Origin of the sequence: Acinetobacter sp. RW6, assembly GCF_041956835.1 — a bacterium.
In the GTDB taxonomy this organism is placed as follows: Bacteria; Pseudomonadota; Gammaproteobacteria; order Pseudomonadales; family Moraxellaceae; genus Acinetobacter; species Acinetobacter calcoaceticus.
In genome coordinates this window covers 352,286-375,768 of sequence record NZ_CP167121.1, presented here as the reverse complement: position 1 = coordinate 375,768, position 23,483 = coordinate 352,286, and the positions used below count along the sequence as shown (strand labels likewise).

The following is a 23,483-nucleotide window of genomic DNA, read 5'->3' as shown; positions in this document are numbered from 1 at the left end:
TTATTAAATTTAAAGCACAAAATAAAAGGGACTATTTTCATAGCCCCTTTTATTAATAAAAATAACAATATTAAACAACAAGTTGTTGGTTATTTAACAATTCATCCAATGTTGTATTTACATGATTCAAAGTAATCAATGAAATACTACTAAACATTGTACCTTCACCATCTCGGTCAAGACTAATAGTCGTGTTTCCAGCGTCTTGTTCTACGCTAATAAATTTCGCCAATGTGCTCACATCTTTAGAATAGTCAATTAATAGTTCACTTAAATCGATTTTGTCAGCTTGAGTATCAGTTCTTACATCACCTAAAGTAAAATCTAACACCGTATCATGTCCATTTCCGCCAGTCGCATCTTGGCTATTTAGCAATTGGAACAAGATGGTATCAGCACTATCATTAGTCATATAGGTATCGTTACCTTCACGCCCATTCAAAACGTTATTACCAGAGTTACCTGTTAAAAGGTTATCTAAAGCATTACCTGTTGCATTTAGATGAGCAGAACCAACCAGCTCCAAGTCTTCTACATAACGACCGCTTTCAATTAATATTGATTCACCTGTTTCATTATTGGTCATCCATTGAGAATTACCTACTAGACTAAAACTAACAGAACTAATTATTTTATCGTGCCCACCAAAATCCGTATCTTTAAGTTCAGACCCAACTATTTGTGTTTCTGAATAACCACTTTGAATCCACACGTTTTCGTAATGGCTCGTATCTACCCAAGTCTCTTCATTATGACCATCAAACACATATTGTTGCTCATAATAACCCTGTTCAATCCATTGAGATTCATAGTGCCCATCTTGAACGAGTTGTTGTTCAAGATGTCCAACCTCTAGAGTATTAGGACCCGATAGTTCATATCCTGACTGCCACTGATTTAAATTATAATCATAGTAGGTATTCACATATTGATTATACGAACCATCATCTGAATAGTAATTTATGCCATTTGAGTCCATGTAGACGTCTATTACGCCATCAACGACCCATGTATCTTGATAATAGCTCGTATCAATCCAAATATCTTGGGAATAGCTTGTGTCAATCCAAACATTCTCAAAATGGCTTGTATCTACCCATATATAATCAGTATAACCGGAAGCTACCCATTGCTCCTCATAATGACTTGTATCTATCCAGACATCCTGAAGTACATTAACAGTAGCAACCCCATACTCTTGAACAAAATCACTTATATGATCAACTATATAAGTATTATCAGCAGAATCACCTTTAAACTGATCGACAGTGATCGTATGTAAATCAGTAATCGCTTTGCTGATAGTTTCACTACGATTTCCTGCACGATCAATAACAGTAATGTCAAATGATGTCGCATTGTCATATATATAAAGAGAGAAAGTTCCATCTGGCCATGTTGAAGTAATATCTACATACGATTCTTGGTCAGCAAAATGATAAGTGACTTCAATAGCAACGTTGGTTTCAGCATGTCCAACCAACATATTTCCCCAATCATTAATGGCAAGCTGCGTGGCTACATTCGGTGCTGTTGTATCATTTGTAGCAACAATTGTTGTACCCTCACTCTCATTTTGATTAGCATCAACTACTTTTACCGTCAATGTTTCACCATGCCAATAATGAGACCGTAACTCTATTGAGAAAGTTCCATCAATCCTAACTGTAGTTTGACCAACCTGATTATTATTAACATCAAAAATATTAACTGTTGAATAGGCTTCTGCCTGTCCTGAAAGAATATTTCCATCTTCCAAAACAAGCTGCGTTGCTGCACTTGGTACAACTATGTCTATGGGTGCAATAATTTCTGTATATGTACTTTGATAACCATTTTGTTCCACAACCACACGTAAAGTCTGTCCACTTGCCTGAGGTGGGTATAACTGGATATTAAAGTTTCCTACTTCATCTACATAACCACTGGCAATAGCATTACTATGTACATCAAAAATCCGCACCTCACTATTTGTTACAGCACTTCCCTCAATAAACAAACCATTTTCAGATACGACAACATGATCTGCTGAGGGTGGGGCATTAGTATCTGCATTAAAAGTAATATTAAATGGAGTACTTATATTTTTAGCTAAATCCGTAGCCGTAATAAATAACTGCTCTCCACGTAATAATGGTGGATAAATACCAACATTGAAATTTCCAGACATATCTGTTTGGAACTCTGCTCTTACATCCCCATCCATATCTACTATCTTAATAGTTGCTTTTGAATCAACCCATCCAGTAACACTATCTCCATAATTACTAATCACCAGTTTATCAATCACTGGAGCAATATTATCTAAGGGGGCAATAATTTCAGTGATTGGGCTATATTGATTCGTATTCTGGTCATAAACTCGAACTTGTAATGTCTGTCCTTGTAAATCATGATAATCATTGAACGAAATAGTAAAACTACCATCTTCATTAACTATACTGTTTCCCAACCAACTAATACTCTGACCTTTAGTGGATGTAACGGTAATTGTCATTCCCGCTGTTGCCACTCCTGTCAAAATATGATTATCTATATCGAATTTTAGCTCTGTTGCAGCAATTGGTGAGTTCGTAAATACTGGCACTAATTCGTGAACAGCTTCACTGCGGTTACCAGCTATATCTTTGACAACAATACTTAAATTTTGTGTTTGATATTGACTCAGATTGATCCATTGATAAAAGCCTCCATAATATCCGCCATTAGTTGTTGTGATAATTGCACCATATTGATCAATAATTTCAATAGTTGCATTAGGCTCAGCCTCACCAAAAAGCAATCCATCTGAGCTTAAAGTAATATTTGTAGCTGCTGCTGGTGCGACATCATCAATTAAAGCATTGTGTTTAACCTCAATACTTCGGTTACTTGCTTGATCAATTACAACAAAAGTAAGCTCTTCGCCATGTAAATAGATTTGATTAAAATAACCTGAAACATAGCCTGTGCTAGTTGCTGAACCATAACCTATGATTTCACCATTGGCATTTTTAATTTCAATTTGGCTATTTGCTTCTGCTTGTGCCGTAAAGTTTTGACCGTTTGAGTCAAGTACAATATTTTCAATCGGATTTGGTGCAGTATCATCAATTAAAGCATTCTGCTTGACTTCAGCACTACGATTACCAGCCCGGTCAATTACAACAAAAGTAAGTTCCTCACCATGTAAATACACCTGGTTCAAGGAACCCGATACATTACCAAAGATACCAACATAACCAGAACCTACCACTTCACCGACAGCATTTTTAACCTCGATTCGACTATCTACTTCTGCTTGTGCTGTAAAGTCCTGTCCATTGATATCAAATATAATATTTTCGATCGGATTCGGTGCAATATCATCAATTAAAGCATTTTGCTTAAATTCAATACTTTGATTACCTGCTCTATCTATAACGGTAAAAGTGAGTTCCTCACCTTTTAAATAAACCTGATTGAAGTGACCTGTCACGTTTCCAGTACTATCGACATCACCATAACCGACAAACCCACCTGCGGCATTTTTGACACTAATAAAACTATTTGCTTCCGCCTGCGCTGTAAAGCTTTGACCATTTTCATTAAAGGTAATATTTTCAATCGGATTTGGTCCAATGGTATCCATCAAAGCATTTTGCTTAAATTCGATACTGCGATTACCAACTCTATCTATGACAACGAAAGTTAATTCTTCTCCATGTAAATATACTTGATAGAAGTAACCTGTCACATTACCAGCATCATCCACATAACCAGAACCGATAATCTCACCTGCAGCATTTTTAACTTCGACCTGAGTATTGGCTTCTGCCTGTGCTGTAAAATTTTGACCATTCGCATCAAAAATAATATTTTTAATTTGGTTTGGAGCAACATCATCAAGTGGAGCCTTTACCGAAACAGCTTCACTCACATTTCCAGCTCGGTCTTTAACAATGACTGTAAATTCTTCACCATGTAAATTGTAGTTACCTAGAGAAATGTTGAATGTACCATCAGCGTTTACGCTATGGTTCCACGTATTCACTTGCTGACCATTTTGGTCAAAAATCTGGATGAAGGTATTTAGCTCAGCTACACCAGAAAGAGATGAGCCATCTTCACTGAACGTGAGATTACTCGCAGCCGCGGGAGCAATATCATCAAGTGGCGCTTTTACAGTAACCGCGCTACTCAAATTACCAGCCCGATCTACTACAACCACCTTAAATTCTTCGCCATGCAAGTAATTAGTATCTAATGAGACGCTAAATGTTCCATCCCAATTAACATTATTATTCCAAAGATTTACTAATTGACCATTCTGATCAAATATTTGAATCGTAGCATTGGGTTCAGCCATACCAGTTAGATATGAACCATCTTCGCTAAATACTAAATTAGTCGCATTTTCCGGTGCAGTATTATCAAGAAAGGCTGTTTGTTTTACTTCAACGCTACGATTACCAGCTTGATCAATCACAACAAAAGTGAGTTCCTCACCTTTTAAATAAACTTGATTCAAGTATCCTGAGACATTACCAGCACTATCTACATAACCTGAACCTACAACCTCACCCGCAGCATTTTTAACTTCAACTTGAGTATTTACTTCTGCTTGCGCTGTAAAGTTTTGACCATTTTCATTGAAGATGATGTTTTCAATCGCATTCGGAGCAATATCATCAATTAAAGCATTTTGTTTAACCTCTGCACTGCGGTTACCAGCTCGGTCAATTACAACAAAAGTAATTTCTTCTCCATGTAAATGAACCTGATATAAGTAACCTGAAACATTGCCCATGCTATCGGTTGAACCATACCCTATGACTTCACCAGCAGCATTTTTGATTTCAATTTGAGTATTTGCTTCTGCCTGAGCTGTAAAGTTCTGTCCGTTCGCATCAAGTACAATATTTTCAATCGGATTTGGTGCAACATCATCAGTTAAAGCGTTTTGCTTGATCTCTGCACTACGGTTACCAGCTCGGTCAACGACAATAAAAGTGAGTTCTTCTCCATGTAAATAGACTTGGTATAAATAACCTGACACATTACCAGCGCCATCTACATAACCAGAACCTACGACCTCACCTGCAGCATTTCTAACTTCAACTTGAGTATTTGCTTCCGCTTGTGCTGTAAAGTTTTGACCATTTGAGTCGAGTACAATATTTTCAATCGGATTTGGTGCAATATCATCAATCAAAGCATTCTGCTTAACTTCTGTACTGCGGTTACCTGCTCGGTCAACGACAACAAAAGTGAGCTCTTCGCCATGTAAATAGACCTGATACAAGTAACCAAAAACATTGCCTGTACTATCTGCTGACCCATAACCTATGACGTCACCATTGGTATTTTTAATTTCAATTTGGCTATTTGCTTCGGCCAGAGCTATAAAGTTCTGACCATTGATATCGAATACAATATTTTCAATCGGATTTGGCGCGATATCGTCATTCAAAGCACTCTGCTTGACCTCTGCACTACGGTTACCCGCTCGATCTATCACGACAAAAGTAAGTTCCTCACCATGTAAATAAACTTGCTGAAAATAACCAGATACATTACCTGAGCTATCGGTATAGCCAAAACCAATCTTATTTCCAGCCTGATCTAATACATCAATAGAGCTTCCAGCTTCTGCCTGAGCTGTAAAGCTTTGGCCATTTTCGTTAAAGATGATATTTTCAATCGCATTTGGTGCAATGGTATCAATTAAAGCATTTTGCTTAAATTCGACACTTCGGTTACCAACTCGATCTATGACAACAAAAGTAAGTTCCTCACCATGTAAATAGGTTTGATTGAAAGAACCAGAAGCATTACCAGCACTATCTGTAGAGCCCCAACCCATCTGATTACCTAATGAATCAAAAACTTCAATCTGACTATTTGCTTCTGCTTGCGCTGTAAAGTTTTGACCGTTTGCATCAAGTAAAATATTTTTAATTGGATTTGGTGCGATATCATCAAGTGGAGCTTTAATTGAAACAGCTTCACTCACATTTCCGGCTTGGTCTTTAACAGTGACCGTGAATGCCTCTCCATGTAAATTATTGCTACCTAAAAAAACAGTAAATGTACCGTCCGAGTTAACGGTATTATTCCATATATTCAATGGCTGACCATTATGATCAAAAACCTGAATCGTAGTATTCAGTTCTGCTACACCCGTAAGATATGAACCATCTTCTGAGAAAACTAAATTACTGGCTGGTGTAGGAGGAACTGTATCAGCGGTAATTACAGTATCGGTGCTTACTTGTCCACGAGCATCCTTAATTGATAAGAACAACTGCTCACCATCAACAAGAGGGCGGTCAAGCTGGAGTTTAAAATAACTTGATCCATTCCAGCCGTTATCTTCACCGACTTTAATTTCAGCTACGACTTCACCTTTGGCATCTTTAACAATGAGAGTACTATTATTTTCAGCTTGCCCACTTATCACTCCGTCTGAAGTAAAGCTATCTACATATGGGGCAAAAGCATAGTTAGGCGCCTGTATCTGAGCAGCTAAACTTACATTTCCATTTACATCTGTAGCCGTGACATAAACTGTCTCAGCATTGGTTAAAAACATACCTAATTCTATCGAGAAACTTCCACTCTCGTCGGTCCAGTTATTCCAAAACCATTTATTAAGAATGTTTCCTTGTCCATCTTTAACCAAAATTTCAGAGAAAGGTTCTGCATGACCATAAACTAGATCACCAACATCATTGAAATTTAAATCTGTTGGAACAGGTGGAGGAGTCAGATCTACAATGATATTCTGCTCAGTGCTCATCAAACCTTTATTATCAATAATTTGAACAGAAATTTGCTCTCCATCAATTAAAGGACGGTTTACACTCAAGCTAAAATGACTAAAGTCACTCCCACTATTATCATCACCTAATGTAACTTTTCCTAATTCATTACCCTCAGCATCTCGCACAATTACCGTACTATTATCTTCAGCAACCCCAGAAATTAGACCTTCTTGTGTAATACGTTCAACATGTGGAATATAAGCAAAATTTGGAACTTCAATTAGGGTTTCACTCGTATTTTGATTTTTATCCACTACTTGTACGGTAACCGATTCGCCTTCTTTTAAAAATTGGAACACAGGTAAACTTGCAAAACCTTGCTCATCTACAAAACCTGTAGCAATTAAATTACCTTCTCCAGAAAATGCACGAATAAAGCTGTTAGGTTCATTAACGTGTACTGATAAAGTTTCACCACTGATATCAAATTGTGGATTTTCTAAAAATACTGCAGGGGTATAGTCTGCGGTAATATATTGTGGATGGCCTGAAATATTATCTTTATCTGTAGAGATAATAATATGAGTCCCTTCCTCTAACGGCTGATCGAGAGACAAAGTAAATGGTCTTACTTCACCTAATGCCATTACACTAAATGGAGTAATACCAGAGTTATCAAATGCAATTGAATTAAACTCTTGCAGAATATTTCCATTCTGATCTTTTACAATAAAGTGGCTACCTTCAGTCGCATAACCGCTGATTACACCTTCTGGACTAATTCGTAAAATACTAAGAGCTGGAACTTCAGTAACCAGGCCAATTAATGAGTGTTCACTGCTGTATCCATTATAAGTAGCGACTGCATAAACTTCTTCATTTGAACTAATTGAAAGGTCTTGTAGAGTAAATTTACCCTCATCATTAGTTATTGTACTTGCAAGCCAATCACCATTTTTATTGTAGATATCAATCTTGCTTCCTTTATAACCACTACCTGAAATGATAGCTCCATCTATATTGTTGAAAGTTAAAGAATCTAGTATTGGCGAATTCGGAGTATGGTCTACACTATAACTATGGTCCTGTTGAATAATAGCTGTATTACCAGCTTGATCAGTAAGGCTAATATCAATTGATATAGTAGTTTCCAACTGTTCTGACCACAGAAGCTCTGCTGGAATTTCGGCAACCCATTCTTGGATTACTTCATCAAAATGAAAGTTATAAAGAACATCATTTAAGGTAGTATTTACTGTAGTCAGCGCGCTGTTTAAATCTGTTGGTAGATTATCGATTTCCAGTTTTATCGAAATAATCTGATCTTTTTCAACTAGACTTATCTTATTATCTTCAGTAATTGGTTTAACAGTTACTGTACTTACTTCAATATTTAAAGAGTTATCTACCACTACTTTTTGTACAGCAGTTTCTGATGTATTCCCTGCAACGTCTGTCACCACAGCTTTATATTGGTAAACACCATCCGTTAAATCTTTTTGATCAGCTGTTGTTTCCTGCCAAGTCTTTCCGTCATCTTTAGAAATTTCATAGTGATCTAGTAAGGCTGCTTGTTCGCCGATAACAATCGGTTGGGCTAACTTCAAAGTAAAACTATTATCCTGTGTGATCTGGTCTGTTGCTGAAACACCTGTATCAGACAAATCAGATAAAGTTAGTTCACCTGCTTTCGGTGCTGTAGTATCCACAACTACTTTTTGTACAGCGGTTTCAGATGTATTACCTGCAAGATCTGTCACCACAGCTTTATATTGGTAAACACCATCAGCTAAATCTTTTTGATTAGCTGTTGTTTCCTGCCAAGTCTTTCCGTCATCTTTAGAAATTTCATAATGATCTAGTAAAGCTGCTTGTTCGCCGATAACAACCGGTTGGGCTAACTTCAAAGTAAAACTATTATCTTGTGTGATCTGGTCTGTTGCTGAAACACCTGTATCAGACAAATCAGATAAAGTCACTTCACCTGCTTGAGGTGCTGTAGTATCCACAACTACTTTTTGTACAGCGGTTTCAGATGTATTACCTGCAAGATCTGTCACCACAGCTTTATATTGGTAAACACCATCAGCTAAATCTTTTTGATCAGCTGTTGTTACCTGCCAAGTCTTTCCTTCATCTTTCGATATCCAGTAAGTGATTTGGCCATTCACTTCTTGTCCGTTAATCTTTAAATCAAAAGTTTTATCTTGCGTAATCTGGTCGGTTGTCGAAACACCTGTATCGCTCAAATCAGATAAAGTCAGTTCGCCTGCTTTCGGCGCTGTGGTATCCACCACTACTTTTTGTATAGCGGTTTCCGATGCATTTCCAGCTCGGTCTGTCACTACAGCTTTGTAAAGATAACTTCCATCAGCTAAATCTTTTTGAGTTACTGTTGTTTCCTGCCAAGTCTTACCTTCATCGATAGAGACCCAATACGTTACTCGGCTGCCATTTTCCTGCCCTTCAATCTTTAAATTGAAGTTTTTATCTTGAGTGATCTGGTCCATTGTTGAGGCACCTGACTCCAAAAGATTTTTGAGAATCAAATTACCTGGCTCAGGAGGGGTCGTGTCTTTAGGATCTTTCCGTGACAATAAAGCAATTGTTCCTGCACCAGCCAAAACACTGACCACCCCAGTCCAGAGAGGTACAGAAGATGATGAGTCTATAAACTTTGGTGCATCTTTTACTTCTAAATAATTAACAGTAGTCTGTCCGGTAGCATCTTCACCTAAACTGGCAGTCCAATAACTCTGCCCTTCATTTAAAAGAATTTGCGGATTTTCGCTAATAAAATAGTTTTCTAAAACAATTTCAGTTCCATCTTTTAGATGAATAATTGCATTATTTCCCTCTCTTGTTATTGAGGCAATTTTTTCTGGGCTTATATCAATTTTTGCGATTTCTTTAGGATCTACTACAATATTTTTTGTCTGGCCTACATTAATATCAACTGTATTATTTTTTGAAGCAGTATTTGCCATTAATGATACTTGTACCATTTTTCCACCATGAAATTTTAAATAATTATTAAGTTTTTCTAAAATATTAAGTAAAATAGACACTCATTTTTATAAAATATTATTAAAGATCATAAAACACTAAACCCCTATTATAGCTGCATAAAAATTACGGCTTTTTATATAGTTAAAAATTTTTATGTATCCATTAATATTATTTTAAAATGATAAAACATTTAGAATGTTTTTCTATTCCCCATATATAGAATTTAAAGCTTAGGCATTGTAATGGATAAAATTTTATCAATCTACTCTTAAGTTAAATGTCTTATAGAATTTTTATAAATTAAATTAATTGAAAAATCTTTAAATCGTAATTAAACCAATAATGATCAATTTTTCCCTCATTTGAAATGACATTAAAACTATTCGGAACATGATAATGCAAACGGCTAGATGTCGCTGTTCCTGCATGAATGTCATAAATAGGATGATCTATTTCTAAATGATAGATCTGCGTCAAATCATATACAGCAGTTTTATGTAGATGCCCATGTAACATACCGAATAGCCCTGTCATGCTCCATTTTTCGAGTGCCATTTTTCCTAATACAGGGCAATCTTTAATACCGTGCTCGTCATCAGGTGGAGTATAAAAAGGCTGATGAAAAACCACTAACTTGATTTTATTCGCTGGCCCTTGCTGTAATCGCTCATATGTAGCTTGTATTTGTTCAATCGAAATATGCCCACGTGTGTGATAACGGCGGCGTATACTATTTACGCCAACAATATAAAAATGCTCAGTTTCTAATGTTGGTTCAAGCTGACCAAAAAAATATTGATAGCGAGTAAATGGAGAAAAAAAACGGTTCCAGACATGATACAAAGGAATATCGTGATTACCCGGTACAATAAGATAAGGAATATTAAGACTATCTAAAAATTGTCGACAATTATAAAACTGTTGATATCGGGCACGCTGAGTAATATCTCCACTCACAACAATAACTTCAGGTCTATGTTGGGTACAAAAAAGCCGAATCGCATCTAAACAGGCCTCAATTTCTGTTCCAAAATGCAAATCAGACAGATGTAGTAACATTTGGCACCATAATATTTAAAGCATTCTTTTCTACAGTGAAATTTAATGGTGTTTTCATCTCTAATATTTCACCATCTAAAGCCACGGTAAGTTTTGATCTTTTTGCACAATCTACCATCACATGGTCTGCACAAAAACTATAAACATCTTGTGCCTCTTCTACTTTGCCTTGAATCCACTGCCATAGCATGCTTAATAAACTAAGCCTATCACTTTTTGTAATGACCACTCCAGCGACTCGCCCTTGTGCAGCACAATCCGCAATTCTTAGTTTCATATCACATAGTTGCAATTGATTATTACCAAAGAAAATTAGAGGTGTTTTGACTGGATATTTCTTACCATCAACCGTGACGGAGAGTTTCATTGATTTATTTTCTCTTAATAAAACGTCCAAAGCCGAGGTATAGGCATGTAAAGGCAAACGACCTAAGTATTTATTGTAGAGCTCGCGTTTTTTTATAAACAATGGATAAAGGCCTAAGCTCGCATTGTTCAAATAAATATGATCGTTAATCGTCGCAATATGTACAGAACGTGGTGTACCTGTAGCGATGACTTCAGCAGCTTCTAACAAATCTAAAGGAATATCTAAAACTTTAGCGACATAGTTAAAAGTCCCCAAAGGTAAAATTCCCATAGGGATATTGGTATGTCGAAGTTTTGATGCGACTGCATTTAACGTCCCATCCCCACCAGCTGCAACAACAACGCCTAAATTTGCACTTTGACTATGCCGATGGATGACTTTATTCATCAAATCATCAAAGGTGACCTCCTCTGCTAATTCAAAAACTTGTATTTCAAAACCAAACTCAGTGAGTACAGTCATTAATTGTTCATACATATCTTCATGTTTCGAAGCATGAAAACCCGATTTCTGGTTGTAGATGATAGAGAGAGGTTTTAAAGTCCGCATTTTTATTATCTTAGAGAGGATTTACCCTATATTTTGTATAGAAAATCGCCTAATAAAAGTCTCTTTATGTAAATTTCGAATGATGATCATTTGTTTAATCAATAATAATTCTCAAGAAAAATTTAAACATCAAGTTATTGATTTTAAAATAAATAAATAATATAAATAACACACATACAACATAAAAATGTAAAGAATAAAATACACCAAAAAACAATAAACTCATGATTTTAATCAAAAAAATTTAAAAATCAAAATATCTATTTCTTATTCTTTAGTCTTATTTTTTTTATGATTTTATGCTTTAATACAGCCACTTTTTTATTTGATCTTTCATTGTACCTCAATGAATGACTTGTACATTGTTGTACATATTTTGAATAGGCCTCACCATGACCACAGTGAACGCACCAGAATTCGTTCGTCATCCTAAGCTTATCGCATGGGTTGAAGAAATTGCAAACGTAACCAAACCAGCAAAAATCGAATGGTGTGACGGAAGCGAAGAAGAATATCAACGTCTAATCGACTTGATGATCGCTAACGGCACCATGCAGAAATTAAACCAAGAAAAACATCCTGGTTCTTATCTTGCAAATTCTGATCCATCTGATGTTGCGCGTGTTGAAGATCGTACCTACATTTGCTCTCAAAAGAAAGAAGATGCTGGTGCGACCAACAACTGGGAAGAACCAGCTGTTATGCGTGAAAAGTTAAATGGTTTGTTTGAAGGGTCAATGGAAGGTCGTACAATGTACGTTGTGCCTTTCTCTATGGGTCCACTTGGAAGCCATATTGCTCATATCGGCATTGAGTTAACTGATTCTCCTTACGTTGCTGTTAGCATGCGCAAAATGGCACGTATGGGTAAAGCGGTTTACGATGTGTTAGGTACAGACGGCGAATTTATTCCTTGTATTCATACCGTAGGTGCTCCACTCGCTGAAGGGCAAAAAGACGTTGCATGGCCTTGTAACCCTGAAAAATACATCGTTCATTATCCAGAAACTCGTGAAATCTGGTCTTACGGTTCTGGTTATGGCGGTAACGCATTACTTGGTAAAAAATGTTTAGCACTTCGTATTGCTTCTGTTATGGGACGCGAACAAGGTTGGTTAGCTGAACATATGCTTATTCTTGGTGTGACTAACCCACAAGGTGAAAAACACTATATCGCTGCAGCGTTCCCATCTGCATGTGGTAAAACAAACTTCGCAATGTTAATTCCACCAGCAGGCTATGAAGGCTGGAAAATTGAGACTGTAGGTGACGATATTGCTTGGATCAAACCAGGTGAAGATGGTCGTCTATACGCAATCAATCCAGAAGCTGGCTTCTTTGGTGTTGCTCCTGGTACAAATACCAAAACTAACCCTAACTGTATGGCAACTCTTCACAAAGACGTTATCTATACAAACGTTGCGGTGACTAATGATGGTCAAGTATGGTGGGAAGGTCTTTCTAAAGAAGTCCCAACTAACTTAACTAACTGGAAAGGTCAACCACATGTAAATGGTGAAAAAGCTGCTCATCCAAATGCGCGCTTCACTGTTGCTGCTGGTCAATGCCCTTCTATCGATGCTGACTGGGAAAATCCAGCAGGTGTTCCGATTTCTGCATTTATCTTCGGTGGTCGCCGTGCAGATACGGTTCCTTTAGTATCTGAAGCTTTTGATTGGGTTGATGGCGTTTATAAAGCTGCAACTATGGGTTCAGAAACCACTGCTGCTGCTGTTGGTCAACAAGGTATTGTTCGTCGTGACCCATTCGCGATGCTTCCATTTGCTGGCTACAACATGGCTGACTACTTCGATCATTGGTTAAGCCTTGGTGAAGAAGTAAGTACAAAAGCTGAAGCTGCTGGTAATAAATTACCAAAAATCTTCAACGTAAACTGGTTCCGTCGTGATGCTGAAGGCAACTTCGTATGGCCTGGTTTCGGTCAAAACATGCGTGTTCTTGAGTGGATCATTGATCGTTGTGAAGGTCGTGCAAACGCTGTTGAAACACCAATTGGTCTTGTTCCAACTTACGATGACTTGAACTGGGAAGGTACTGATTTCTCTAAAGAAGAATTTGACCTTATCACAGCTCAAAATAAAGATCAGTGGGTTACTGAAATTGAAAGCCACACTGAGTTATTCAATAAACTTGGTGAACGCTTACCAAAAGCATTAAAAGAACGTCAAACAGCTTTACTTGAAGCTGTAAAAACTGGCTTCTAATTGCTAAATATAAAAAAGGTCGCTATATGCGATCTTTTTTATTATGCGGCATCATCTTTTTGTCGACGTCCAGCCAAATAGCTTTCCAAATTTTTTACTTGTTTTTCATCAAATGCCAAACCTAGCTTAGTTCTACGCCACAATATATCTTCTGCCGTATTTGCCCATTCATTTTCACATAAATACTGAACTTCAGATTCAAATAAACCGTGACCAAAATCTTGTCCTAACTGCTCAAGAGTTTTTTGCTCATGCAAAATATTCCAAACTCTAGAGCCATACGCATTTGCCCAGCGCGTAGCAAGCTGCTCAGTTACCCCTTCCACTTGGTTTTGAATCCTTATAACTAAATCTTCAAGTGTGGTCCAATTCTCTGCACCAGGTAATACTTCATTTGCGGTCCACTCCTCTCCCATTTCTATGAAAAATGGGCTAAGTTGTTCCAGAGCTGATTCCGCTAATTTCCGGTAAGTCGTAATCTTTCCACCAAATACAGACAGCAAGGGAGTGGTTTTATCTTCCACTTGCAACGCCACAGTATAGTCACGGGTCACTGCTGAAGGATTATCTGACTCATCATCACATAAAGCTCTAACTCCAGAAAACTGACTTACAATATCTGCGCGGGTGAGCTGCTTTTTAAAATGTGAATTTGTCACTGCTAAAAGGTAATCAATTTCTACTTCTGTAATCTCTACCTTTTGAGGATCATCCAAATATTCCTGATCTGTCGTACCTATTAATGTGTATTGTTCTAAATAAGGAATGGCAAACACGATACGTCGATCTTCATTTTGCATAATAAAGGCCTTATGGCAATCATACAGTTTAGGCACAACAATATGACTTCCTTGTATAAGCCGAATTTGATATGGCGATGTTAATTGTAGATTTTCACTAATAATTTCCTCGACCCACGGCCCTGCTGCATTCACTAAGGCTTTTGCACGTATTTGATAAAGCTCAGCCCCAGTTTGTAATTCCAGATGCCACAACTCTTGTTGTCTATAAGCCTTAATACATCGTGTTCGTGTTACAACTTTAGCCCCATTCTCTTTCGCTTGTAACGCGTTTAATACGACAAGACGTGCATCATCTACAGTACAATCAGAATATTCAAAGCCACGGGTTATAGCTGGCTTTAAGGGGCTATCTTCTTTGAAATAAATGAGATTTGACCCTAATAATTTTTCTCGTTTGCCTAAATGATCATAAAAAAACAGGCCTGCCCGAATTAACCATGCAGGACGTAAATGTGGTCGATGAGGCATAATAAAACGCATTGGTTTAATAATATGAGGTGCTTTAGTCAACAAGACTTCACGCTCTGCTAAAGCTTCTCTGACTAACCGAAATTCTTTATGTTCTAAATAGCGTAAACCACCGTGAATTAGTTTGCTGCTCGCAGATGAGGTGTGGCTAGCTAAATCGTCTTTTTCACATAAAAATACGGATAATCCGCGGCCTGCTGCATCATTAGCAATACCGACACCATTAATACCGCCACCAATCACAGCAATATCATATATTTTTGAATAATCATTAGCCTGTACTATCATTTCTCGTTTTCTTTTTATTGTTTATGTTATTAAAAATTAAAACATCAAATTGATGAAACAACAATCAAAAAAGTAGAATAATCAATTTTAAATACCTACTAGGTTAGTCCGTCATTGATTACTCTGCTATTTAATTAATTTAAGAAGAAATCAATCTTCTGCCCAATTTTGACTACGTTGAACTGCTTTCAACCAACCTTTATACATGACTTCAGTTTCTTCAAGACTAGTACGTGGCTCGAAAACCTTTTCTATTGCGGACTTATTCCTTAATTCATTTAAATCTTGCCAAAAACCCGTTGCCAGTCCAGCAAGAAAAGCAGCACCTAAAGCTGTTGTTTCTTTCATGGTGGGTCTTTCAACTGGAGTGGCTAAAATATCAGCCTGAAATTGCATTAAGAAATTATTAGCTGTTACTCCACCATCGACTCGGAGTGTTCGAAGCTCTTCTTCTGCATCTTGCTGCATCGCATCAAGTACATCTCTTGTCTGGTAAGCAATTGACTCTAAAGTTGCACGAATAATATGCTCTATACTCGCTCCACGAGTGAGTCCAAAAATTGCTCCGCGAGCGGTCGGATCCCAATATGGAGCACCTAAACCTGTAAAGGCAGGTACTACATATACGCCATTACTATCCTTTACACGTGTTGCATAAAGCTCCGAGTCTTTAGCGTTCTTAATTACCTTCAGCTCATCACGAAGCCACTGTACGCAAGAGCCGCCATTAAACACGGCGCCCTCTAAGGCATAGTTCACTTCACCATTTGCACCACAAGCAATCGTCGTCAGTAAGCCATGCTCTGAACGGACAATCTTTTTACCCGTGTTCATTAAAAGAAAACAGCCTGTGCCATAGGTATTTTTTGCTTGCCCAGGCTCTACACATATTTGCCCAAAAAGTGCAGCTTGTTGATCCCCTGCTATACCTGCAATTGGAATTCCTACCTCTTGCCCACTAATTGTATGTGTATAACCATAAACTTCAGATGAACTACGTACCTCTGGTAGCATTGCTTTAGGAATATCTAAAGCTTGTAAAAGTTTCTCATCCCATTCAAGCTTTTCAATGTCAAACAGCATCGTCCGCGAAGCATTGGTGAAATCAGTGACATGGGCTGCGCCGTTGGTTAACTTCCAGATTAACCATGTATCAACCGTACCAAATAATAACTCCCCCCGCTCGGCCCGTTCACGGCTTCCTTCTACATGGTCTAGAATCCATTTTATTTTGGTGGCAGAAAAATAAGGGTCAATCACCAAACCTGTCACTTTACGGACGTGATCTTGCAAACCCGCCTTTTGTAATTGATTACATATCTCTGTAGTTTGACGGCTTTGCCAAACAATTGCATTGTAAATAGGTTTTCCTGTTTTCTTATCCCATACAATTGTGGTTTCTCGCTGGTTTGTAATCCCAATTGCTGCAACTTGCTCACTCTTAATGCCAGCTTGAGCCAATGCCTCGACCCATACCGCACTTTGTGTCGCCCAAATTTCCATAGGATCATGCTCCACCCAACCTGGTTGAGGATAAATCTGGGTAAATTCTTTTTGAGCAATACTTACAACGTTAGCATCATGATCTAAAACAATTGCTCTTGAGCTTGTTGTTCCCTGATCGAAAGCGACAATATATTTTTTCGGGCAATTTGACATCTGAACGTCCCTTTCATTATTTACACACACTAGCTCATGACGATAAAACATCATGTCTAACTGCATTATTCAAAATTTTCTTTGGAATATATCATTGTTTTTAACGCATATATTGCTTCTTAAACTAAACATTGGCCATTCTTTATCAATTTTCTTATCTTTATGGGAAAATAATGTGCAGTAAGTCAAAATTTAGCTACAAGAACATGCGAATTGTCTAATTTGAAATCACATAAATATTCAACCCATCCCTTTGCTCAAATAATAAACATTGTTTTACAGACATAAAAAAAATAAAGTGAAATACTCCTCTGGATAATATGTAAAAACGGAATAAATTCTCTCTTTTTTAGCATTCAACCCAAGCGAAACATGGAGCGACCCATGGTTGATCAACCCTCTACAGCAACAACTCCACAACCTCATTTAGATACAAAAACTCGCCTAAAATCAATTTTGGGTGGTTCTGCTGGTAACCTTGTCGAATGGTACGACTGGTATGTATATGCCGCATTTACCCTCTATTTTGCTCATGCATTTTTCCCAAAAGGAAGTCAAACCGCTCAGCTTCTTCAAGCTGCTGCAATTTTTGCAGTAGGTTTCTTGATGCGCCCAATCGGTGCATGGATTATGGGAATCTACTCAGACCGTAAAGGACGTAAAGCAGGTCTTACGCTTTCCGTCACTTTAATGTGTGTCGGCTCTCTACTCATTGCAGTCACCCCTTCCTATGAAAGCATTGGCGTATTCGCTCCACTACTTTTAGTTGTCGCACGTTTAATTCAAGGTTTAAGTGTAGGCGGTGAATATGGTGCAAGCGCCACCTATTTAAGTGAAATGGCTGAAAGAAATCGACGTGGTTTTTTCTCAAGCTTTCAATATGTAACTTTAATTGCCGGACAATTGACGGCTCTATGTGTTCTTTTAATATTACAAATCGTATTAACCGAACAACAGTTGCATGATTGGGGATGGCGTATTCCATTCTTTATTGGCGCTTTACTCGCCATTGTTGTGTTCCGTATTCGTCGTGGCTTATTAGAAACACAATCTTTTAAAAATGCTCAAGCTGAAAAAGACCAGCCGCAATCAGGCATGTTTGCTTTATTCAAGCACTACCCCAAAGAAGCTTTTACAGTATTATTTTTAACAGCTGGCGGAACTTTAGCTTTTTATACTTACACCACTTACCTACAAAAATATTTAGTGAATACTTCCGGATTCACAAAACCCGAAGCCACTCAAATTACCACTTTAGCGCTATTTATTTTCATGTGCTTACAACCTGTAGCTGGTGCTTTGTCAGACCGAATCGGACGTAAACCACTGATGATTGCCTTTGGTGTAACTGGGGTTTTATTTACTTATATTTTATTTAATACCCTTGCAACCACACACAACTATTGGACTGCTTTCTGGTTATGTTTGGCAGGTCTAGTTATGGTAACGGGCTATACATCAATTAATGCCGTGGTTAAAGCTGAACTTTTCCCTGCTCATATTCGGGCTTTAGGGGTAGCTTTACCCTACGCGATTGCCAATACATTGTTTGGCGGTACAGCAGAGTTCTTTGCTTTGAGTTTTAAAGAGGCTGGTCATGAATCTTGGTACTTTATTTATGTAACTATTATGATCTTCATTTCACTCATTATTTATATTTTTATGAAAGATACTAAGCATCATTCAAAAATTAAAGAACATTAATATTTTACCAATAAGCGCTAATATCATCGGCCGATGTTAGCTTAAATCGTGCGATTAAGCCCCAACAATCGTTGTGTTTATGAGATACTAGAGATAAGAATATAAGGATGATACTGATGAATAGAAGTATTTTATGTTTGGCATTAAGCAGCATGTTTATTTTAACTGCTTGTCAGACCACCCCTCGACAATATAATGGCTCAACTGGCTATCAGATTGAAAACCAAACAAAAACTTCTGCAACTTTAGCTTATACATTGGCTAGCCGCACTAATCAGCAGTTAGATGAACGTAAATTGCAACGTGCTTGTCAAAATGTATTAGGTGCCCAAAAAGTTTATAAATTGTCAGTTCTCAGCATTAATGAGATTTCAAACCCAGCTCAACAAGAACATTATGGTGTTCAATTGGGTGAAACTCGTGCCTCATTTGGTTTATCTAATACACCAAGCTTAAACAATGGTGAAGATTATGCGACTCGCCAAGCGCTTGAAGCACGCCCGAGTACGCTAAAAATCGTTCGCTATACCTGCTCATAATTTAAATAAGACGCTGTTCTTTTACAGCGTCTTATAAAAACTTACATTTCTAAATTCTTTAGCTTCATCAAGGTCTGGCCATGTTGATGCACTTCTTTCATCAATTTTTTGATATTTAGGATGGCTAAAGTTTTTAACACGGCTATCTGCGACCCAGACTTCTGGCGCAAACTTTAAAAACTCATCTAAGAAGAAACAGTTGCACTGGTCATATAGCACATCAGCAGCCAATAAAATATCAACTTGCTCTGCTTTATATAAATCGTCTAAATATTCCAGCTCAACATCATTTAACAAAGCATTTTCACGGCAGGCTGCAAGACTAACTTGATCAATATCACAACAAATTACTCTTTTAGCGCCAGCCATTTTTGCTGCAATTGCAACAACACCAGAGCCTGCACCAAAATCGAGAACAACCTTATCTTTGACATGATGTGGCTCTGCAAGTAACCACTGCGCCATTGCTAAACCAGATGCCCAGCAAAAAATCCAGTACGGCGTGTCATTCCAAATACGGCGAATAATTTCATCATCTAAGCGATCAGTTGGAAAAACTGGCGGAATCAACCATAAAGAAATAGGTGTTTCTGGTAACTGTTGTACCATTAATTCACAATGAGGGATGACTTCATGCAAGGCTTGAAGTAAATGTTCAGGGGCTTTGGTAAGTTGAAAGGTGCAGCTCATCAGATTTCTTTTAATTCGTTTTTATAACAGGCATAACAGAGTCATTCCATTATGATTTGAATTTTTAGAATAACCTTCAGTTAGACCTACTTTTCTTTCGGGAAAAGTAAGCAAAACCATTGTCATCCGCAAAACTCGACAAATACTATCTACACTCGATAGCATCGCAGAAACATTAAATTTTAATGTAATCCTGCCTCAAACAATTGCGGATAACGGTTACGCATATCAATAACAGCCTAGCGTTAATTAAATTAACCTAAAGCTTTTTCAGCAGCTTCAACAGTTTGACGAATCAAAGTTGTAATTGTCATTGGCCCTACACCACCTGGTACTGGTGTATATGCAGAAGCAATTTCTTCGATACCTTGTAGCTGGATGTCGCCTACACCACCGCCATCACGAGGATGGAAACCAGCATCGACAACCACTGCACCTTGTTTAATCCAATCTTTTTGAATAAGTTCAGCCTTACCTACAGCACCAACAATAATGTCAGCCTGTTTCACAAGCTCAGGTAAGTTTTGTGTGCGTGAATGACAAATCGTTACTGTTGCATTAGCTTGCAAAAGCATCATTGCCATTGGTTTACCTAAAATTGCTGAACGACCAACCACAACTGCATGTTTGCCCGCAATTTCAATGTTGTTCTCTTTTAGAATAGTCATAATGCCAGCTGGAGTTGCTGAACCATATGCAGCTTCACCCATTGCCATACGACCAAAACCGAGGCAAGTCACGCCGTCTACATCTTTAGCTAACGAAATCGCATCAAAACATGCGCGTTCATCAATCTGTGCAGGTACGGGATGTTGTAGAAGAATACCGTGTACATCTGGATTGGCATTAAGCTTTTCGATTTCTGCTAATAATTGTTCTGTTGTTGTTTCTTGTGATAATTCAATTTTTAAAGAATCCATCCCTACTCGACGGCAGGCATTTCCTTTCATGCGTACATAAGTTGCAGATGCGCCATCATCCCCAACCAAAATAGTCGCCAAAATCGGGGTACGACCTGTTTTAGCTTTTAAAGCTTCAACACGTACCGACAAATTTTCTTCAATTTGCTTTGCTAATGCACGACCGTCTAAAACCAATGCCACAGCACATCTCCAAGGTAGACATGAATTTAATATGCCAATAATACATGATTATTTGGACAATTTTATTCTAGATGTTGCTTTTATGTTCATCTTCACTAAAAACAGTATTGTTTTTTCTGTAAAGGTTGCTAATATGTGCATCACCAAATGTAGGCGGGGTGGCAGAGTGGTCATGCAGCGGACTGCAACTCCGTGGACGCCGGTTCGATTCCGACCTCCGCCTCCAAATTTGGTAAAGCCCGGGTGGTGAAATAGGTAGACACAGGGGATTTAAAATCCCCCGCCCACAAAGCGTGCCGGTTCGAGTCCGGCCCCGGGCACCATTTTCTAATATTGAAAATGGTGCCATAAAGAATCCAGCGTAAGCTGGTTTTTTTATGCCTATAAAAAAATAAAGGATGCTGCTTAGCACCCCTTACCCTACCCAATATATCTAAGCGGTTTTTTGCTTATCTTTTTCAGGTATCAAATTCATATCTAACACCAATTGATATTGTCGACTTGTATCTACTTTATATTCTGCATTTTTAATTGAATCTACAAATATCCAGTTCGACTGCACCTGTGCTTGATCTAGCGTAACCAATAAATAGCCCCGCTGATTTAAATTACAATACGCCAATTCATCAATAAGCGTAGTAAAGGCAAATTCAAATTGTTGTAGTTGAGCTATTGGAATACTTAAATATTTTTCAAGGCCGGGTGAAGAAACTGAACTTGTCGCCAACTCAACCCCAACATATTGACCTTTTTGGCTATACAAATAAGATGCCCATGCATTATGAGTATCGCCTGCCAGAACAATAACTTTCTTATTTAAACTAGCTAAGTTTTCATATACAGTTTCACGTTCAGCATAATAACCATCCCAAGCATCAAGGTTATATGGCACTACTGTTGTGACTCGCGCTTTCTCTTGAGCAGTTAATGTTGGATCGCCCTGTTCTAACCGCAATTTCAAGGTGACTAACTCTGTAATTTGAGCATTCATTTTAGCCAAGGTTTCAGCCGAAGCCCCACCTGAAGTAATTTGCCCTAAAGACAACAATAACTCAGCAGGAATCCACATCTTACTCATTAGAACTTGCTGACCAATCACATTCCATGTTGCTGTAGATTGCTTCAATTTATCAACCAACCAATCCCTTTGTGTATAGCCCATTAAAGTACGCTTTGGATCAGTTAAGTCAGCCTGAAACTTTTGAGCATTCAAACCAGCAGCTGTCATATAATCAGCATATTCAAGCTGTTTATCCCGCGCAATAATACGTGTATCCAGCATCGTCAGCTCAACCAATGAACCAAAATTAAACTGCCGGTAAATATTTAGATGATCTGTGTTAGAAACTGGGCGAATAGGCATCCATTCAAAATAAGCTTGTAGAGCAGCTAATTTACGATCAGAAAAAGACCCTTCATCACTTTGATGATTTTCAGCCCCATCACGCCAAGTATCATTTGCTAACTCATGGTCATCCCAAATTACAATAAAAGGATGACGCTGGTGAGCTGCTTGCAAGTCTTTATCTTGACGATAAAGTGCATAACGTTTGCGATAATCATCTAGTTTGATAATTTCTTTATTATTATCTGTTGGTAAGGTTCGACCAAGTTTTGCTGCATCTTCCGCCGCATAGCCATCTGCCCCATATTCATAAATATAATCACCTAAATGAATAATGACATCGACATTCTGCTTTGCCATTTCACGGTAAACATAAAAGTAACCTGCCGGATAGTTCGAGCAAGAACATACGGCAAAAGTAACTTTATTAGTACTTATTGGTAATGTTTTAGCTTGACCAACAGATGAAATTTTATTTCCAAAACGGAAACGATAATAATAAATGGTATTCGCCTGTAGCCCTGTTGCATCCACCTTTACCGTGAAGTCGTCAGTCTTGGTCGTTTCAACCATCCCCGTCTTTAAATTCTGCTTAAATTGATTATCAGTGGCAATTTCCCACGTAACTTTAAGGCGCGCACCAAGATCTACTGGTGTTAATCGCGTCCATAAAATCACTTTATCTTGCAAAGGGTCGCCGCTGGCAACTCCATGTAAAAAATCTGCTTGTGCCTCTGCACTTTCATCGTCTGAGCCATCGTTACAACCCGTAAAAGCTACAGGCAAAGACAGCGCCCCAAAACCGAATAGACTTTTTTGAATTAATTCTCGGCGTGAAATTCTCTCTGACATACAACTACCTAAGTTTTAAGCAATGAGTGCATTAAACTTAAGTAGATAAGATGAACAACTGATCTCAATTTGATGAAGAAATTATGACTTAAGTA

At 37.9% G+C, this 23,483-nt stretch carries 11 protein-coding genes and 2 tRNA genes; 5 read left to right on the top strand and 8 right to left on the bottom strand.

The window, feature by feature from the left end; genetic code table 11:
• Window positions 1-70: 70 nt before the first annotated feature.
• The 3 genes from ACB088_RS01685 to ACB088_RS01675 all read right to left on the bottom strand — a co-directional run bounded on the left by ACB088_RS01685 (window position 71) and on the right by ACB088_RS01675 (window position 11,712).
• A complete protein-coding gene (locus ACB088_RS01685; protein ID WP_375037823.1) occupies window positions 71-9,730 on the bottom strand; it encodes an Ig-like domain-containing protein in 9,660 nt (3,219 codons plus the stop codon).
• Between the two features lie 304 nt (window positions 9,731-10,034).
• Window positions 10,035-10,793 carry a metallophosphoesterase family protein gene (locus ACB088_RS01680; protein WP_375037822.1) on the bottom strand — a complete coding sequence of 253 codons (759 nt, stop codon included), beginning with the start codon at window positions 10,791-10,793 and terminating at the stop codon, window positions 10,035-10,037.
• Window positions 10,774-11,712, bottom strand: coding sequence for a diacylglycerol kinase family protein (locus tag ACB088_RS01675; protein ID WP_307011277.1), 939 nt, complete (start codon window positions 11,710-11,712; stop codon window positions 10,774-10,776). Before ACB088_RS01675 ends, ACB088_RS01680 begins: the two co-directional genes overlap by 20 nt.
• Window positions 11,713-12,104: 392 nt before the next feature.
• Between ACB088_RS01675 and ACB088_RS01670 the strand changes: the two genes are divergently transcribed.
• Window positions 12,105-13,937 (top strand): phosphoenolpyruvate carboxykinase (GTP), encoded by a 1,833-nt coding sequence (locus tag ACB088_RS01670; RefSeq protein ID WP_133747205.1) that lies wholly within the window; start codon window positions 12,105-12,107, stop codon window positions 13,935-13,937.
• Between the two features lie 41 nt (window positions 13,938-13,978).
• Here the strand turns inward: ACB088_RS01670 and glpD are convergent, their stop codons facing one another.
• A complete protein-coding gene (gene glpD, locus ACB088_RS01665; protein ID WP_375037821.1) occupies window positions 13,979-15,496 on the bottom strand; it encodes a glycerol-3-phosphate dehydrogenase in 1,518 nt (505 codons plus the stop codon).
• A gap of 150 nt (window positions 15,497-15,646) precedes the next feature.
• Window positions 15,647-17,155 carry a glycerol kinase GlpK gene (gene glpK / locus ACB088_RS01660; RefSeq protein ID WP_375037820.1) on the bottom strand — a complete coding sequence of 503 codons (1,509 nt, stop codon included), beginning with the start codon at window positions 17,153-17,155 and terminating at the stop codon, window positions 15,647-15,649.
• A gap of 372 nt (window positions 17,156-17,527) precedes the next feature.
• Between glpK and ACB088_RS01655 the strand changes: the two genes are divergently transcribed.
• Window positions 17,528-18,859: an MFS transporter gene (locus tag ACB088_RS01655; protein WP_003650090.1), complete on the top strand. Its 1,332-nt coding sequence runs from the start codon at window positions 17,528-17,530 to the stop codon at window positions 18,857-18,859.
• 116 nt (window positions 18,860-18,975) lie between these two features.
• Complete coding sequence (locus ACB088_RS01650) at window positions 18,976-19,398, top strand: hypothetical protein (protein WP_375037819.1); 423 nt, start codon at window positions 18,976-18,978, stop codon at window positions 19,396-19,398.
• A gap of 21 nt (window positions 19,399-19,419) precedes the next feature.
• Here ACB088_RS01650 and ACB088_RS01645 read toward each other — a convergent pair whose 3' ends face one another.
• Window positions 19,420-20,088: a methyltransferase gene (locus tag ACB088_RS01645; RefSeq protein WP_375037818.1), complete on the bottom strand. Its 669-nt coding sequence runs from the start codon at window positions 20,086-20,088 to the stop codon at window positions 19,420-19,422.
• Window positions 20,089-20,342: 254 nt separating this feature from the next.
• The gene (gene folD, locus ACB088_RS01640) at window positions 20,343-21,191 is read right to left on the bottom strand and encodes a bifunctional methylenetetrahydrofolate dehydrogenase/methenyltetrahydrofolate cyclohydrolase FolD (RefSeq protein WP_003650084.1); all 849 of its coding nucleotides are present in this window, start codon (window positions 21,189-21,191) and stop codon (window positions 20,343-20,345) included.
• Between the two features lie 152 nt (window positions 21,192-21,343).
• Here folD and ACB088_RS01635 point away from each other — a divergent pair.
• Together ACB088_RS01635 and ACB088_RS01630 are read left to right on the top strand one after the other, a co-directional pair.
• Window positions 21,344-21,417: transfer RNA gene (locus ACB088_RS01635), tRNA-Cys, on the top strand.
• A gap of 11 nt (window positions 21,418-21,428) precedes the next feature.
• Window positions 21,429-21,514 (top strand) — tRNA-Leu (locus tag ACB088_RS01630).
• Window positions 21,515-21,624: 110 nt separating this feature from the next.
• Here ACB088_RS01630 and ACB088_RS01625 read toward each other — a convergent pair.
• A complete protein-coding gene (locus tag ACB088_RS01625; RefSeq protein WP_375037817.1) occupies window positions 21,625-23,388 on the bottom strand; it encodes an alkaline phosphatase D family protein in 1,764 nt (587 codons plus the stop codon).
• Window positions 23,389-23,483 lie beyond the last annotated feature (95 nt).

Coding starts and splice junctions, on each gene's coding strand:
- ACB088_RS01685 (WP_375037823.1), bottom strand. CDS start 9,730: ATGGTACAAGTATCATTAATGGCAAATACTGCTTCAAAAAATAATACA.
- ACB088_RS01680 (WP_375037822.1), bottom strand. CDS start 10,793: ATGTTACTACATCTGTCTGATTTGCATTTTGGAACAGAAATTGAGGCC.
- ACB088_RS01675 (WP_307011277.1), bottom strand. CDS start 11,712: ATGCGGACTTTAAAACCTCTCTCTATCATCTACAACCAGAAATCGGGT.
- ACB088_RS01670 (WP_133747205.1), top strand. CDS start 12,105: ATGACCACAGTGAACGCACCAGAATTCGTTCGTCATCCTAAGCTTATC.
- glpD (WP_375037821.1), bottom strand. CDS start 15,496: ATGATAGTACAGGCTAATGATTATTCAAAAATATATGATATTGCTGTG.
- glpK (WP_375037820.1), bottom strand. CDS start 17,155: ATGTCAAATTGCCCGAAAAAATATATTGTCGCTTTCGATCAGGGAACA.
- ACB088_RS01655 (WP_003650090.1), top strand. CDS start 17,528: ATGGAGCGACCCATGGTTGATCAACCCTCTACAGCAACAACTCCACAA.
- ACB088_RS01650 (WP_375037819.1), top strand. CDS start 18,976: ATGAATAGAAGTATTTTATGTTTGGCATTAAGCAGCATGTTTATTTTA.
- ACB088_RS01645 (WP_375037818.1), bottom strand. CDS start 20,088: ATGAGCTGCACCTTTCAACTTACCAAAGCCCCTGAACATTTACTTCAA.
- ACB088_RS01625 (WP_375037817.1), bottom strand. CDS start 23,388: ATGTCAGAGAGAATTTCACGCCGAGAATTAATTCAAAAAAGTCTATTC.